This window comes from Paraglaciecola aquimarina (genome assembly GCF_032464635.1).
GTDB lineage: Bacteria > Pseudomonadota > Gammaproteobacteria > Enterobacterales > Alteromonadaceae > Paraglaciecola > Paraglaciecola aquimarina.
The window spans coordinates 949880-966597 of sequence record NZ_JAWDIO010000002.1 but is presented as its reverse complement, the minus strand read 5'-3'; the positions used below and the strand labels follow the sequence as shown (position 1 = coordinate 966597).

The following is a 16718-nucleotide window of genomic DNA, read 5'->3' as shown; positions in this document are numbered from 1 at the left end:
GGTACATATAATATTAAATAGCCCACTAAAAAAGTGAAAACTATGAATCCGATACCAACTTATTGATATCGGATTTTTTAATGGAGCTGGTGTTAAATAACCTAGCTTAATAGACGAGACACTAACAAAGGAATTGATTGCATTGGTGGCAACTCTGTCATCACATTTTTACTAGTTGCTGCAAACTGCAGCAGAGTAGACATCTAATATTACACTTTAAATTGTTTAGTCGTGCCCTCAAGGTGTTTTGCTAATTCTGCAAGCTCTGCACTCACTGATGCTAATTCTAAAGAGCTAGTCGCAGTATCTTCAGTTTTAGAATGGATTTCATCCACATTACTACTAATAGTTGTAGCCACTGCCTGCTGATCACCCGTGGAACGAGCAATCTGGTCATTCATGTTAGTAATACGACTAATAGTCTCAGTAATGACATCCAAGCTACTGCCCGCTTTATTCGCGGTTTCTACGCTACTAGAAGCTTGTTCGGTGCCCTTCGCCATAACACCTACCGCTGAACGAGCTGCACTTTGCAATCGCTCTATAGTTTGCTGAATTTGCTCAGTTGATTGCTGGGTTCTTGAAGCCAAAGTACGTACTTCGTCAGCCACTACAGCAAAGCCACGGCCTTGCTCTCCAGCTCTAGCTGCTTCAATTGCAGCATTTAATGCCAGTAAATTTGTTTGCTCAGCAATACCCTTGATTACATCAAGTACAACTCCTACTTGATTAGAGTCAGCTTCAAGTTTTTTGATGACATCGGCAGTTTCTTCTACATTTGCGGCTAACTGCTGAATACTGCTGACAGTATGATTAACGATTGCTTGACCATCTTCGGCAGCAGTCGATGCATCGCCAGCGGCACTAGCAGCCTCAGCTGCACTCTCTGCAACAGCTCGAACACTAGCACTCATTTCATCTACCGCTGTTTTTGCATGCATTGCTGAGTTTTTCTGTATATCTATGGTTCTATTTGTATCATCAGCCAACTGATTTAAGTTTTGTGCTAATTGAGATAAAGGTAGAGAAGAATTAACCACTTCTTTCACAACACTTTGCAGCTTTTGCATAAACTGATTAAACCAATAAACCAAGTCGCCTATTTCATCTTTGTTCTTAGATTTAATTCTTACCGTTAAGTCGCCGTCTTCTTGAGCAATATCTTTTAGAGAAACAACCACCTCAGCAATACTCCCTCTAATCCCTGATACAATAGGTACCGCAGTAGCAAATAACAGCACTATGGTAGCTAAAGCCATCAATGCTCCTACAATAATAATAGACTGTCCACTGTCACTCACTACCATTATTCCGGTTTGAAAAGACTCGGTTCGGGAGTCTTTAAACGTTATCAAGCGGTTCACAGCATCATCGTAATTACTGTTCATTTCTGCTGAAAGCTGACTTAATTTAGAATAATCAGCGGTACCATTAACCATAGATTCGGACACACTATGCGCTGAAGCGTAATAATCATTAAACGAACTGAGAATGTGTTCTATTTCTGCAACGAAACGACTATCAATGCTTTGAATTTCTGCGAGCAGTTGTATAGCTTCATCAGCGTAAACTTTTGCATTGACTAGCCCGTCTTCATCTCCCGTTGTCACTGCAGCACTCAAAGTATCTTTCACTTTCTCCACTTTAACTAAAGCGTTTTTGGTCAAATCTAAAGCTGGGTATTCAATTTCAATAATGTTCTTTAAAGATGAGACATTCTTTAGGGAAGTGATAGTGGTGATTGCTAGATACAATAAGAAAGCGACAGTGCCAATGATAGGGATCAAATATAGTTTTTTTGCAATAGACATTCGAGTTAAAAAATTCATCGAGTTACCTTTTTATTTGACTGCAGCGTCAACATCTCAAATATGAAATTAGCTACATCTACGATATGACTATAGACAAACCAACCGTGTTTTAACATAAGACCAGAAACTTTTCTAATCAAATCAGCCGTCATAGGGAGTTATTTCTACCCCGGCCAAGGAATAGCCGACTGTAGCAACCTCTCCTTGCCAACCATTTGTAGTTAGAGTTCCCGTTACCCATACCGCATCTTGTATATTGTTAATGGCCACACCTTTGGCAAACTTCACATAAACTATTTGATTTGCGGGTGGCGGAGGCACGTGGATACACGCACCAAAATAAGGCACTAATAAAAACTCTGTTGTTCCATCATTACTGCCCTCTAATGGCACGACAAAGCCCGGAACTTTAACTAGTTTTCCATTTAAACTTTGAACAATCGGCGCATCAACCCCCAGTTGCATCATAGAACCATCATGACTTAACTCTGTATCTGGAGCCACGTAATTTTGGGGTACCATATCTTCCCAAAATAACTCCATGGGTTGTTCAGCCAATGATGAAAAACAGCAGAGCATTAGAGTTAAAAAAGATAGATTGATAGTGGTTGTCGTTTTTCTCATAATTTTTTATTGATCCAGGATAAAGGGTCTAAAATGGCTTCATTTCCAGCAAGAGGTTGATTAGGCATGTTCAGAGCAAGTACTAACGAACAAACGGCAAAGCCAACTCCTATGTAGAAAACTAAAATAGGTGAGGTTAACCAAACAATACCCAGTAAAGCAGGTATCACTACAGCGGCAATATGATTAATGGTAAAACTAACCGCTGCCGTTGACGCGATGTCTTTCGGGTCAGCGATTTTTTGAAAATAGGTTTTGACAGCAATTGCCATCGCAAAGAATAAATGATCGATAATATAAAGTGCGCCCGCTAGGTATGCATCGTCTACAACAGCATAACTCGCAAAAACAACAATCAATCCGATGTATTCAATTGTCAGTGCTTTGCGTTCACCTATCCGGCTGATCCAGCGGCCAATTTTAGGCGCGAAAAATAAGTTGAAGACGTAATTAATCATGAATAACAAGCTAATGTCACCCACTGAGTAAGCAAATTTTTCAACCATCATAAACGAGGCGAATACCATAAAGATTTGTCTTCGCGCGCCACTGAAAAAACTAATCCATAGTACAACCAATAACGTTGGCGCAAAAACATGTGTTTATGCTGTACTGTACCGAGAGAAAATTGCTCAAAGTTGGTCCACATAAAAAGAACGAGTACTAGCCCTACTCCACCAGCCAACATATACATGCCCACATAAGGCACACCCAACCATTCCATAAACACCCAAACAGCGCCATAGGCAAGCAACGAGGCTAAACTCTTTATTGCTAGCTGCTTACCCATAAAGTGTGCCGCTTGGTCTTTTTCAATCCATTGCAGAGTTAATGACTGGTTAATGGTTTCGAAATAATGAAAACCAATAGACATCACTACAGTCGTACAATACAGGCCTAACTCAAAAGGCAACCAGCCGGTCATAGCGACGCCAATACACATGACAGCCAGCGATAACAAAGCAAATGTTTGTTCTTTAATCACCAGTAAGACAAACACTGCGGTAAAAGCCAAAAAACCTGAGCACTTCTCGCAAGCTTTGCAACATACCAATTTCAGCACCAGTAAATGCAGCCTTTTCTACAACAAAATTATTCAGCAATGCGTTCCAAATAGAAAACACTAGCGGCATCACAAATGCCATCAGCAACAGTAATGTTTGAGGATTTTGGCGATATGCTGAAAGAGTGGAAAGTTTGTACATAACACAACCTTGGTGAGCCAAATCAGATTATGACACGAATAGGAAACGACAATCTAGTAACGACAATCACAGCCTAACAAACAAAAAAGCCGAGACTAACTCAATAGCCTCGGCTTTTTAGTCTTAGCTTTATTAATTAAGCGATAGACTCTTTGTATAATTTAACACTGTTTACTAGTTCAGCTTTAGCTGCAGCGGCATTTTCCCATCCATCAATTTTCACCCATTTGTTTGGCTCTAAATCTTTATAGTGCTCAAAGAAATGTTGAATTTGATGTTTTAGCAAATCTGGTACTTGATCAATATCGTGAATGTCACGATAAATAGTAGACAATTTGTCAATTGGCACAGCTAAAATTTTAGCATCAACACCCGACTCATCGGTCATTTTAAGTACGCCAACTGGACGACATTTAATAACACTACCTGCTAGTAAAGGAAAAGGACTCATGACTAACACGTCAGCTGGATCACCATCTTCTGACAATGTTTGGTTGACGTAACCATAGTTAGTTGGGTAATGCATGCATGTAGACATAAAGCGATCAACAAATATAGCGCCCGTGTCTTTGTCGACTTCATATTTAACAGGATCAGAGTGAGCTGGAATTTCAATGATGACGTTAATTTCTTCTGGTAAATTCTTACCCGCTGGTACAGAGTTAAGGCTCATAGTGTTACCTAAGTTAGTTTAATTACGGCGAATTATATAGAGTCCCTGCGATGGATTCAAAGGCATTGATGATTAATTACTCAAACAATTTCATAATTGTATTAATACGTACACATACTAGCAAAAACGGCTGGCTTTGTGGCCAGCCATCTCCCTAAAAAGCAACCTAGTATTTTTCCAATTGCTTAAGATATTCAATACTTTGTGGTATTTGACGCATTACACGAGAAGACTCATCCTCTAAAAAGAAGTAACGAATGCCTTGTTTTTTAGCTTCAGCCACTACGCTGGCGATACCTACATCACCGGAGCCTAATACAACATTTGCTTCAACGTCAGCCTTTCCATCTAGGGAATTTTTGCTGCCTTTTTTACGGTCTTTTAAATGCAGCGACAAAAATTTACCAGGATATTTTTTCAGCAATGCTGTTGGATCCATACCACCTTGTTTCATCCAAAACACATCCATTTGAAACGCAGCGTCCGTTACGTTCTGTAGCATATAATCGAGAATGGTAGCGTTTTTGTAAGGTAAAAACTCGTAGCCATGGGCGTGATATTGCAAGGTGATGCCATTCTGCTTGAGTAACTTACCGGCTTTGTTCATTACAGCTACTGCGGCTTTAGCCTCTTCGATAGTAAAGCCTTTTTTGCCATCGTGGGGGATCCAGTAAAACGTGGCGAATCGACTACCAAAAAATCGCGCTTTGTATACAGCTGCAATGGGGTTATCTCGAATTTCGTCATATGATGTATCGACGCTTGCCACTTCTAAGTTATGTTTGATTAACTCGTTTCTGTATTCGTCAACTGACAGTCCATATAATTTTCCGCCTCCTTCAACTAGGTTCAAACCCCACTTATTGATTTGTGAAAAGGTATTAGGTAAGTCATTTTCCATCTGATTTCTAACACTATAAAGCTGTAATCCCAACTCATGGGCTACAACAGGCAATGCCAAACTAAACTGCAAGAGTAAACAACAACTGGTTTTCAACCACAGTCTTTTTCTACTTATAAATTTATACATTTCTTAGTTTCCCTAAATAAAAAACCACAACACTTTCAATATTAACAATAAATTAACACGCTCTAGTGTAACTATATTCTATTCAAGAAAAGTAATTAAATTTCGGCTACGAATATAATCTATTCGGCGTACATATTGATACGAGGCTACTTTTTGTTACACAGATTAATGTGAACTTAAACGCTAAACCGCATAGAATATAGGGTGTTCTATTGTTTATGGTTGGATTGGGCTAAATGCAATATTTTCAGCGCATCATCTTGAATTTAGCCCCACTTTTTATTCCTAAGGCGAAACTGTGATTGACTCTAAAGTGTCTGAAAAGACTGAATTTTTGCAAAGCATTGTTGGATTTGAACAAATACTTAGCATGTTCGACTTGTTAACCGACGTTATTTTTTGGATTAAAGATACTGACAGTCAGATTATTTATGCTAATAAAAAGTTCGTAGAACACTTAGGCTGCCATTCGTTACACCAAGTCATTGGTAAGTCAGATGTTGCATTTTTTCCACCACACATAGCCAAACAATTTATCACTGACGATCAAAGTGTAATGAATGGTAAGGTCATCACCGACAGATTGGAGCTAAACATGCTCAATTCTGGCGAGTTTGCTTGGTTCTCTACGTCTAAACGTCCTTTGTTCAATAAAGAACAAGTGATAGTTGGCTCATTTGGTTTTACCCAATTATTATCTAAAGCATCAAAAGTACTATCTAGTATCGACGCCATCAAAGAACCGATTGAATATGTGCGTGAAAACTATCACCAAGAAATTAGTATTGAGCAATTAGCTAAATTAGCGTTCATCTCGGTAAGTGCTTTAGAGCGACGATTTAAGAAGTACCTGTCTAAAACACCCAAGCAATTTATCAATGAAGTGCGACTAGAGAACGCCCGCAGAATGTTAATCGAAACTCGCTTACCTATTGCTGAAATAGCCTATCGATGTGGGTTCTCTGAACACAGCTATTTCAGTCGGCAGTTTAAATTACAGTTTGGTATTTTACCTTCGCAATTACGAGAAAGCATGAAAACCTGAATGGTTTGTGTTAAATATACTGTTGCCTCAAAGCTAGTTTCGAAAATACTACAGGCTGATTTTCTGAGCACTTACCGCATAGTGACGACGACCAAAGACCGAAGAATCAGCGTAATCAATCCCAACCTAGCTGGCCAAGCAGCATATGGTACCTCTGTGAAACTGACCGCATGCGCCATAGGAAATTTAAGTTTAGCAACAATACATCTGATGTTTGCTTGTAGGATGCATATCAAGGCCTGTAGATTTGAGCTGGACATGATCCTATTGTAAGTTTACGGCTAAGCTATCTAAGCAAGAGGATATTAATTTATGCATACCGACCTTAATTACATAGCCGAGCAAGTGGCTCATATACGAGCACATTTTAATTCTGCAGTGACCCGTCCCTATAAATGGCGACTCAAGCAATTAACTCAACTAAGGAAAATGCTAGTTGAACAAGAGCCCGCTTTTAAACAAGCGCTAGCAGCCGATTTGGCAAAATCAGAATACGAAGCTTGGACCACTGAGATAGGCTTTACTATCAGCGAACTAGATCACACGCTAAAGAAACTAAAGAAGTGGATGAAACCACGTAAGGTCTCTACACCTATCATTGCTCAACCCGCGTCAAGCTACCAACTACCAGAGCCTTTAGGGACGGTGTTAATTATCGGCGCCTGGAATTACCCCATTCAATTAATACTTGGGCCGTTAATTTCGGCGATTGCAGCCGGCAATTGCGCCGTACTCAAGCCCTCTGAATTAGCGCCTGCCAGTGCTAACCTTTTAGCAAAGCTAGTGCCTAAATACTTGTGCAACGAATCGTTTTGGATATTGCAAGGCGCTGTAGCCGAAACCACCGAACTGTTAAAACAAGAGTTTGATCATATTATGTATACTGGCGGTGAAGGGGTTGCCAAAATAGTCATGAGAGCAGCGGCCCAACACCTTACCCCTGTCACTCTCGAGCTTGGCGGGAAAAGCCCTTGCATCGTAGACAAAAACTGTGACCTTGATGTAACAGTGTCGCGTATTATTTGGAACAAGTGGACAAATGCCGGACAAACCTGTGTAGCACCTGATTATGTCCTTATTGAAAAGTCTCATAGCCAGGATTTTTTGCAGGTACTACAATCTCGGCTGGTAGAGTTTTATGGCGAAAATATTAGACAAAACAAAGACTATGGCAGGATAATAAACAATAGACATCTGACTAGACTAATTCACTACCTCGAAGGGCAAAACGTAGTCATAGGGGGCGAGTTTGATACACAGCAAAAATATCTGGCTCCAACGGTAATATTAGATCCCCCCTTAAATAGCCCACTAATGCTCGAAGAGATTTTTGGCCCCATTTTACCTATTGTGACTGTCGACAATATTGAACAATCTATAGCCTTCATCAATAGAAGACCTAAGCCTTTAGCCCTATACGTCTACACCAAAAATAAAAAGTTTGAACAACAAGTGCTAAATTTTACCAGTTCGGGGAATACTTGTATAAACGACGGAATGATGTTTATGACAAACCCTAATTTACCTTTTGGTGGCGTAGGCAACAGCGGGATGGGCAGCTATCACGGTAAAACTGGGTTCAATACTTTTAGCCACTTAAAAACGGTGATGAAACGAAGCACCTTACTTGACCCATCTTTGCGCTATCCCCCTTTTACTAAAATGAAACTCAACTTAATAAAAAAACTACTGTAAAAATGTTATGTTTACGCGACTTAATTAGCCTATAAAAAATTCACCATGCAACAACAAGTAAAAATAGAAGATATAGTTGAAGGTAGCGGCAAAGCTGCCGAGCGCGGAGCACTGATCACAGCCCATTACCGAGGCTTTTTGGTAGACGGCACTGAATTCGATTCGTCCTATAAAAAAGGCCACGCCTTTCAAGTAGTATTGAGCAATAAACGAGTTATTCAAGGATGGATTCTAGGACTACAAGGTATGAAAGTAGGAGGAAAACGTCGAATTTGGGTACCCGCATCATTGGCTTATGGTGAACGAAAAATAGCTGATATGATCCCAGCAAATTCAGACCTAAGCTTCGAAATAGAGTTATTAGAAGTATTAACTAGAGATTAAAAGGTAAGCCCGAATGAAATTATATCAATACCATCACTGCCCATACTGCGTGCGCACAGACATGGTGGCTAATTATAAAAATGTAACCCATGAAAAAATCTACTTACTGAATGATGATGAGCAGAGTTGTTTTGATTTAGTTAACGCTAAAGTATGTCCAATTTTGCAATTTGACGATGGCACCGCCATTAAAGAAAGTTTAGATATAGTGGCGAAATTAGACGAACTTGGCGATAGCGATAAAGTTATTACCAACAAAAATAAAGGTGATGTTTACGAACAATTATTTGCCGAGATTAAGCCATCCACACGTATATTAACTTATCCGCGCACCATAATGATTGGATTACCAGAGTTTGCAACACAGTCTGCCAAAGACTATTTTCAAGGCAAAAAAGAAACCATGATAGGCATGACCTTTGACAAGGCAATGGCCGCCAGCCCTGAACATATTAACATAGTAGACCCTATCTTAGCTCTGTTACCGGAATTACCTATTCAAGATACATTAGGCATAGATGATATTTTGTTGTTCCCAATACTCAGAAACTTAAGTATGGTCAAGGGATTAACGTTTAAACAACAAACCTTAGATTACATGCAACATATTGCTAAGCTAACCAATAGCGAACTGTATTTTAGTCGCGCACTATAACAACCGATTGGGCTTTACTCATTTATTCCCACTTAACTTATTCCATAAAACAACAAACCCCAGCTACTAGGCTGGGGTTTTGTGTTTGATTTGGACTGTTTTTTAGGCTCAAGCTTTCTGGTATTTTATCTTAAAGAATAAACTATAAAATACCGGCACGGCCACTAAGGTTAATAAGGTCGCAAAGGCTAAGCCCCCCATGATTGTCACTGACATATCAGCAAAAAATGGGTCAAACAATAACGGCATTACCCCTAAAATAGTGGTGATGGCAGCCAAAGCAACCGGACGTAGGCGACTTACACTAGCTTCAATTAAGCCCTGCAACGGTGGCTTTCCTTCTTCGATCTGTAAATCAATTTCTTCCAATAACACTATGGCATTTTTAATTAACATACCAAACAGACTTAAGAAGCCTAGCAAAGACATGAAACCAAATGGCATGTCAGCAGTCAGTAAGCCGGTGACCACTCCAACAATTGCCATAGGTACTATTAGCCATATAATCAAAGGTTGGCGCACCCGACCAAATAACAGTACGCTGATTAAGAACATCACTAAGAAACCTAGTGGCAGCCCAGCGCCTAGGGCTTTTTGCGCATCATTTGCAGACTCAAACTCCCCACCGAACTCTAATGAATAACTAAGGGCAGCTCAATATCTTCAATCTGCTGTCGAACTCGAGAAAAGGCAGCACCAGCGGTCTCATTGAATCCAGGCTCAGCTGAAATAGTAATGGTTCTAACACGATCGCGACGTTGAATTAATAACTCTTCACTTTCGTATTTTATATTGCCAGAGATCTGCTGAAAAGGAATATAACGTCTTTGACTACTACTCCAAACAACACTGTTTTTTAAGTCATCAATACCCGGTTCACCGTCCAGTCTGTTTTTGGCAATAATCGGATATAGATAGTCACCAAATTGCAGTTGTCCAATGCGTAAGCCGCTGCTAGCAAACTGTATAGCTTCTGAAAAATCGGTGCGAGAAACGCCGGCTAAGCCTGCTGTAATTTCGTCGTACTGAGGCGTGATGATAAAACCTTTCTCGCGCCAATCATCACGTATGTTGCCAATATTAGGATCATCATGATATATGCCTTTGGCCTGACGAGCTAAATCTCTTAGAATTTCAGGATCTGAGCCAGAAAACCTAGCCTGTAATTTGGCTGGCGCCGAAGGACCAAACTGCATGACTTTCATGTAAAAACGCCCGTCGGTATCTACTACATTTAGTTTTTCAGCCAATGCCCTAGTTACCGCTGGGATTTCTGCAGCATCTTCAACCCTTACCAAAAACAAACCATAGCTTTCGTTTGGCATTTCTGGGCCATATAGCAAAGTAAAGCGCTCTGCACCACGTCCAACAAAACTTGCAACAGATGACACACCTTTATGACCTAGAATGATTTGCTCACCTACTTTCATATTCGCTTCGGTAGTACGAATATCTCTGTCTTGTGGACTCCAATAGTTAACAAAAAATACTGGTGCATTTGACGGAGGAAAAAAGCCCTGCTTGATTAATCCAAAGCTTGCATAGGCGCTAATAGTGATCACCACTAGCACAGCCAAGCTAACCCAACGAAAACGTAAGGCTTGAGTTAGCAACGTTAAATAGCCCCTAGAAAAAGCAGAAGGCTTAGTTTCAGTCTGCTCGCTTTCACCTACTTTATAGAGATATTTCCCCAATAGCGGCGTTAAAGTCACCGCAAACACCCAGCTCAGCATCAATGAAATAAGCACAACAGCGAACAAAGAAAACAAGAATTCGCCGGTCGCATCATTTGACAAACCTATACCAGAGAAGGCCATGATGCCTATAATAGTAGCGCCCAAAAGTGGCCACTGGGTACGTTTTACTATAAAACTTGCGGCCTCTAAGGCAGATTTTCCCTTAGCCATTCTCATCATCATACCTTCAGCTACGACAATGGCGTTGTCTACCAACATCCCCATAGCAATGACCATGGCCCCTAAGGATATACGTTGTAAGCGCAATTCATACAACCACATGATTAGCACTGTACCTAATACGGTAATCAGCAACGTCACCCCAACGACAACACCGGAGCGCCATCCCATGAATACACATAAAGCTAAGGTTACCACCAATACCGACACTTCTAGGTTAACGATAAAACCGTCTACGGCTTCTTCTACTATGCCTGCTTGGTCATATAATAAATCCACTTCAATGCCAGCGGGAAAACGAGCCAGGATCTCGTCAACCTTCTGACCAACTTTTTTACCCACATCGACAATGTTTACATCAAACTTGGCCGATACAGCAAACGTAATCGCATCTTCACCATTATAACGCATCAAGCTTTGCGGAATTTCTACTGGCTGAATAGATATATCAGCGATATCTTTCAACTTAATCGACGCATTATTACCGGGTAAAACGATAGATAGATTACCTATTTCATCAATTCTATTTGAAGAATCAGCTAATGAAATACGCACTTGTTTACCATCAACTAATAAACGTCCTCCGTTAAATGGCTGTAAATTATTATTCAATAACTGGGTTATATCAGGAAAGGATAAGCCTAGACCCGCAATTTGGTAAGTATCAAAAGTCGCAACAATTTCTTCTTCTAACGTGCCATTGGTATCGACTTTAGCGACACCATCAATGGTGAGCAGTTCACGCCTAATAATGCGCGAAAATTCTCTAATTTGATAAGGAGTAAAATCTGGTGCGGTCAACGCGTAATACAATCCATAAACGTCACCAAAATCATCAATTACCGCTGGCGTGGTTGTTCCTAACGGCAACGAGGTACTTAAGTCAGACAGCCTTTTTCTGAGTTCATCCCATATTTGCGGTAATTCTTCGGTATTGTAGTGTGATAAAACTTCAACCCGAATTTGCGATAAACCATGCTTACTGGTGGATTTAAGACGCTTAAGTTGCGGCATTTTCTGCAACGCAATTTCGATTTGCTCGGTAAGTTCTTTTTCTACCTTTTCTGCGCTAGCGCCTGGATAGTAGGTCATTATCATCGATTCTTTGATGGTAAAAACCGGATCTTCTAATCGGCCAATATTTTGTAAGGCCAATACTCCACCAATTATGCATACAATAGCGAGTAACCAAATGTTGACCGATTTAGTCAGTGAATAACGTGCTATATCCATTATTTTTCTGCCTTATACTCTCTAACTGCTAACCCTTCACGCATATAGGTAGTTCCGGCAGAGATCACTTTTTCGCCTTCGGTTAACCCTCTACTGACCACAGCAAATTTACTTAGCATTCCGTTAACTTGCACCTCACGCTTATTCACTATTGACTTGTCTTGGTTATATATCCAAACGGCAAAGCCCGTTTCTGCCGACCCTACAACCGCTGAAATAGGTACAACAGTGACTAGATTACGGCTTTTACTATTTTGCACAGTAACCATGGCTCGTGAGCCAGGTATTAATGACGTTTCTTGAGCATTATCAATAGCAAATGTCACGTTGTAAGTTTGAGTGATTGGGTCTGGTATAGCCTCGTGCTCTACATAGTGAATTTTATATACTTGGTCGTCTAAACCTATGACTCTAGCACTGGCTGTAACATCTTTATTGCCGCTATTTAGCGTCATAATCCTTTCTGGAACATCAAAAGAAAAATACAATAAAGAACGATCTTGAATTGTCGCGATTGATGAGCCCACTTGCACATAACTATTGTTTTCGATGTACCTGTCTGAGACAAAACCATCAAAAGGTGCGCTAATTTGGGTATAGCTCAAGTCTTGCTTCGCGTTATTTAAGTCTAATAAGGTCGTTTCATATAAAGACTTAGCATTATCAAAATCACTATGAGAGACCCCACCTTTTTTATACAACGCCTCGATACGCTTTAAGTCATTTGTCGCAACTTCGTGCCTAACTTCTCTGTCTTTTACTTTACGTTCATAAGGAGCAGGATCAATTTGTGCCAATACTTGGCCTTTGCTCACTTTTTTCCCTTTAATTAAATCAGTAGCAATTAAACGACCCGCTACTTCAAATCTTAGTTCAACATTTTTCACCGCTGACACAACTGCAGGAAACTCATACTTTTCATTACTATTTTGCTTAATGACAGTAAAAGTCTGTACCACTAAAGGAGCTTTTTCCTGACTCAGAACAGTCTCATCACTACAGCCTAACAACAACATTAGTAGGCCAACAAATATCCACTGTTTCATTTCGATCTCCAAAAACATTGCGTCATACATAATAGGTATAAATTAAGAGGCGAGATATTAACACATTTACACTATGTGTAAACTTATTTGCATAGATAAAGGGGATCACTTAGACTACACGCCAGCAATAGAGGTATGTACAAATGTTAAAAAGCACCCAAAAAATATTTGAAACGGCAAAGACGTGTTTTTTCCAGCACGGTTATACTGCTGCAAGTATTGCCATGATAAGTCGTTATTCGAGTATTTCTCGTGTTACGATCCACAAACAATTTTCGTCTAAAGAAGTATTATTTAGAGCCTTCGTGCAGAATTTCCTGACAGAGAAAGATTCTGATATACAAGAGTATATCCATAGCACTGGTCTGTTTTGGCAGGATACTTACACTTTTCTTGCTCAGCGATGTACGGAAGTATTTGAGTCAATTCCAAACGCCATGATCAAGTCTGATTTAATCCACGCCGGACAGTCTTTGTGTGCTGATTTAATTGATGAAAATAGGATCAAGACGAGACAAGCAATTCAATCTAAATTGCAACAAGCCATAGCAAACCGCCAGATTTCTCTAGATAAAGTTAATTTAAGTATTGAAGAATTTGCCGCAAATATTGAGTCGGTTGCCGAAGCAATAATGTTATCTAGTTCGGTACAAGCACCTAAAAGCTTTACGCTACAAACACTTCAAGTATATGAAGTAGCCACTAGTATAAATTAACTTACAACTGTTTAACTTTTCTACTACATGAGGTAAATTAGCCACAAATACATCAAATATAAAATAGCAATGTTATATATAATTACAAAAAGGCTTTCGTTATTGTCAGTCATTTTTTCTATTTCTGCTTGTACACAAGTTCAAGAATCGAAACAGACTAGTGCTATCAAAACTCAAGATACTCCTAATATTCTATTCATTTACACCGACGACCAGGCCCCTTGGGCAATAGGTAGCTCCGGAAACCCTCAAGCAATAACTCCCAATTTAGATAAACTTGCAGCCGAGGGAATGCGCCTCCCAAATGCTTACACCACCACTCCAGTATGTAGCCCTTCACGCGCTGGGTTGATGACTTCTCGATATGGATACGAGCTGGGTATAGATGACTGGATCAACACCAAGTACAAGTCCTTAACTAAGCTAGAGCCTGAGTTAGGATTGGATACTTCATTCGCAACCTGGCCTAAAATATTACAGGAGGCCGGTTATTACACAGGACTAATTGGTAAATGGCACTTGGGTGAGTTAGACAAATACCACCCTACGCAACAGGGTTATGATGAGTTTGTAGGTTTTAGATCTGGCGGTATTTCTACCATCAATCCAAAGCTTGAAAAAAATGCAAAACTCGAAACATATCAAGGCCTAACTGCCGATGTATTGACCAAAGAGGCCATTAATTTCTTACAGCAGAATAAGCAAAAAGTTTGCTTTGTCTTTGCATTATCGTGCCCCGCACACCAAATGGTTACCAGTAGCGCCTGAAGATGAAGCGCCATACAAGCATATGGATATGCAATTACCTCATCCCAATTATCCAGATTTAAACGTTAAAAAAGCGAAAAAGTCTATGGCTGAATATTTGTCTAGCGTTCGAAGTATCGACAGAAATGTAGGTATATTGCTAGCAGAATTAGACAAGCTAGGGCTAAGAAACGATACCTTAGTGGTGTTTACTTCAGACCATGGCTACAACATGGGCCATAATGGAATTTGGCATAAAGGTAATGGCCATTGGATCTTAAATAAAAATCCTCAAGGTACAAAAAACATACCGGCCGGTAATAGGCCAAATATGTACAATACCAGCCTAAAAGTACCGACTATTGTACGTTGGCCAAATGTGATTAAGGCACACTCTGTCAATCAATCCTCTATGTCAAACTTAGACTGGTTTCCCACTTTAGTCAGTATAGCTAACGGTAAAATCAACCATGAAGATAAAGTAAGAGGAAAAGATTTTAGCGCCGCATTCTTAGACGAAAACCTCGTACTATCAAGGGACTATTACGCTGCCTATTCTACCCTGCACCAATCAATCACTGCGATGCGCATGTACAGCGACGGTCAGTATAAATTAATTAAGGATTATAAAAATCGAGGTAGAGACGAGTTTTACGACTTAGCCAAAGATCCTGAAGAGCAACACAACTTAATAAACACCACAAGTCCCAAGTTACAGCAAATCATCAATACTTTTGATGATGTCATTTTTGAGAAAATGTTGGCGACCAATGATCCAGAGTTAACTCAGTTTTTCGGAGATAAAGAATGAAAAATATAGTCAAAGCGTATTGCTTAATGGGTACTTTTATTTTTAGTCAAATTACGTTTGCAGCAAATAAAAATCATCCGTTTCCAAAAGATTTGTCAGAGTTAACATTGCCTTATGAAGTTACAGAGTCTGCATTCAGCAAAAGGTTATCAACAGGCAAGCGCATTTTAGAGCAGAAGAATTGGAACGTGTGGGGTACCTCACCTATCATTGGAGACGATGGCAGGATACATGTTTTCTATTCTAGATGGCGCGGTACTCATAGCAAATGGCTAAGTCATAGCGAAATAGCCCATGCAGTAGCCGATACTCCTGAAGGGCCTTATACGGTATTGGGCACAGTGCTAAGTGGTAGAGGTGAAGGACATTGGGATGCAGATACCATTCATAACCCTACCATTCAAAAAGTGGGCGACAAGTATGCTTTATTTTTTATTGGCAACAACTTAGCAAATGCCACTCAATATGATGGGCATCATGCGTCTACTCAAAGGATAGGTCTGGCGTTATCAGATAGTTTGTACGGACCTTTTAAACGAGTTTCAGAACAACCTATCCTAGAAGTCAGTCCTAACAAAGAAGATTGGGATAGTTACCTGACAACCAATCCAGCTTTACTGCAACATCCAAACGGAGAGTTTTGGTTATATTACAAAGCCTGGGACAAATATAATGACAATATGCGTAAGATGGGCGTAGCCATTGCTAAAGACATTAAAGGACCTTACATAAAGCACCCTAAGAATCCGTTAGTTAATTTTGCCCAGTACAAAAAACAAGTAGAAGATGCTTACGTATTTATCGAGAATAATAAGTTTTATATGATAATGCGCGACATGGGTGTAATTCATCCTCATGTAGGCTTAATGCTAGATTCTGATGATGGGATTAATTGGTCGGCCCCACAATTGGGTTATCGTACCAACGTTGACTTCACTGACGAAAGTAAAATTCAAAGAATGGAGAGGCCACAAGTTTTGATGCAAGACGGCAAAGCTAGTTATCTATTCTTGGCGTTGATGGGTGGAAAATATGATACTTCCACAGGCTTCGTTTTAAAGTTAAATTAACTGCAACAAGCTAAGCGGGCCGAATGCCACTGAGGCCCGCTAACGCTAATAACTAGC

General features: G+C 40.0%; 12 protein-coding genes and 3 pseudogenes. 7 read left to right on the top strand and 8 right to left on the bottom strand.

Going from position 1 to position 16718, the window contains the following annotated elements; all coding sequences use genetic code 11:
* Positions 1-209 precede the first annotated feature (209 nt).
* The 5 genes and pseudogenes from RS130_RS05415 to RS130_RS05395 all read right to left on the bottom strand — a co-directional run bounded on the left by RS130_RS05415 (position 210) and on the right by RS130_RS05395 (position 5343).
* Positions 210-1829, bottom strand: coding sequence for a methyl-accepting chemotaxis protein (locus RS130_RS05415; protein WP_316025113.1), 1620 nt, complete (start codon positions 1827-1829; stop codon positions 210-212).
* Positions 1830-1952: 123 nt separating this feature from the next.
* Positions 1953-2435, bottom strand: coding sequence for a DUF3299 domain-containing protein (locus RS130_RS05410; RefSeq protein ID WP_428982734.1), 483 nt, complete (start codon positions 2433-2435; stop codon positions 1953-1955).
* Positions 2432-3640 (bottom strand): annotated as a pseudogene (locus tag RS130_RS05405) (MFS transporter). Before RS130_RS05405 ends, RS130_RS05410 begins: the two are co-directional and overlap by 4 nt.
* A 136-nt stretch (positions 3641-3776) precedes the next feature.
* A complete protein-coding gene (ppa, locus tag RS130_RS05400; RefSeq protein WP_316025112.1) occupies positions 3777-4313 on the bottom strand; it encodes an inorganic diphosphatase in 537 nt (178 codons plus the stop codon).
* Between the two features lie 166 nt (positions 4314-4479).
* Positions 4480-5343, bottom strand: coding sequence for a sugar phosphate isomerase/epimerase family protein (locus tag RS130_RS05395; protein WP_316025111.1), 864 nt, complete (start codon positions 5341-5343; stop codon positions 4480-4482).
* Positions 5344-5713: 370 nt separating this feature from the next.
* Between RS130_RS05395 and RS130_RS05390 the strand changes: the two genes are divergently transcribed.
* The 4 genes from RS130_RS05390 (at position 5714) to grxB (ending at position 9122) form a co-directional block, all read left to right on the top strand.
* Positions 5714-6388, top strand: coding sequence for an AraC family transcriptional regulator (locus RS130_RS05390; RefSeq protein ID WP_316027976.1), 675 nt, complete (start codon positions 5714-5716; stop codon positions 6386-6388).
* A gap of 312 nt (positions 6389-6700) precedes the next feature.
* Positions 6701-8083, top strand: a complete 1383-nt coding sequence (locus tag RS130_RS05385; protein WP_316025110.1) for an aldehyde dehydrogenase family protein — start codon at positions 6701-6703, stop codon at positions 8081-8083.
* A 45-nt stretch (positions 8084-8128) separates the two neighbouring features.
* A complete protein-coding gene (locus tag RS130_RS05380) occupies positions 8129-8467 on the top strand; it encodes an FKBP-type peptidyl-prolyl cis-trans isomerase (RefSeq protein WP_316025109.1) in 339 nt (112 codons plus the stop codon).
* Positions 8468-8480: 13 nt separating this feature from the next.
* Positions 8481-9122, top strand: coding sequence for a glutaredoxin 2 (gene grxB / locus RS130_RS05375; protein WP_316025108.1), 642 nt, complete (start codon positions 8481-8483; stop codon positions 9120-9122).
* A 108-nt stretch (positions 9123-9230) separates the two neighbouring features.
* On the opposite strand, the pseudogene RS130_RS05370 reads toward grxB, so the two are convergent.
* The 3 genes and pseudogenes from RS130_RS05370 to RS130_RS05360 form a co-directional block, all read right to left on the bottom strand.
* Positions 9231-9707 (bottom strand): annotated as a pseudogene (locus RS130_RS05370) (efflux RND transporter permease subunit); the annotation flags it as partial.
* A 47-nt stretch (positions 9708-9754) separates the two neighbouring features.
* On the bottom strand, positions 9755-12271 hold the full coding sequence (locus RS130_RS05365; protein WP_316025107.1) for an efflux RND transporter permease subunit: 2517 nt from the start codon (positions 12269-12271) through the stop codon (positions 9755-9757).
* On the bottom strand, positions 12271-13317 hold the full coding sequence (locus RS130_RS05360; protein ID WP_316025106.1) for an efflux RND transporter periplasmic adaptor subunit: 1047 nt from the start codon (positions 13315-13317) through the stop codon (positions 12271-12273). Before RS130_RS05360 ends, RS130_RS05365 begins: the two co-directional genes overlap by 1 nt.
* Before the next feature lie 143 nt (positions 13318-13460).
* Here RS130_RS05360 and RS130_RS05355 point away from each other — a divergent pair, with 143 nt between their 5' ends.
* From RS130_RS05355 to RS130_RS05340, 3 genes and pseudogenes are all read left to right on the top strand, one after another.
* A complete protein-coding gene (locus tag RS130_RS05355; RefSeq protein WP_316025105.1) occupies positions 13461-14033 on the top strand; it encodes a TetR/AcrR family transcriptional regulator in 573 nt (190 codons plus the stop codon).
* A 69-nt stretch (positions 14034-14102) separates the two neighbouring features.
* A pseudogene (locus tag RS130_RS23680) lies at positions 14103-15591 on the top strand (sulfatase-like hydrolase/transferase).
* On the top strand, positions 15588-16661 hold the full coding sequence (locus RS130_RS05340; RefSeq protein ID WP_316025102.1) for a glycoside hydrolase family protein: 1074 nt from the start codon (positions 15588-15590) through the stop codon (positions 16659-16661). The pseudogene RS130_RS23680 and the gene RS130_RS05340 overlap by 4 nt, the downstream one beginning before the upstream one ends.
* The last annotated feature ends 57 nt before the right edge of the window (positions 16662-16718 follow it).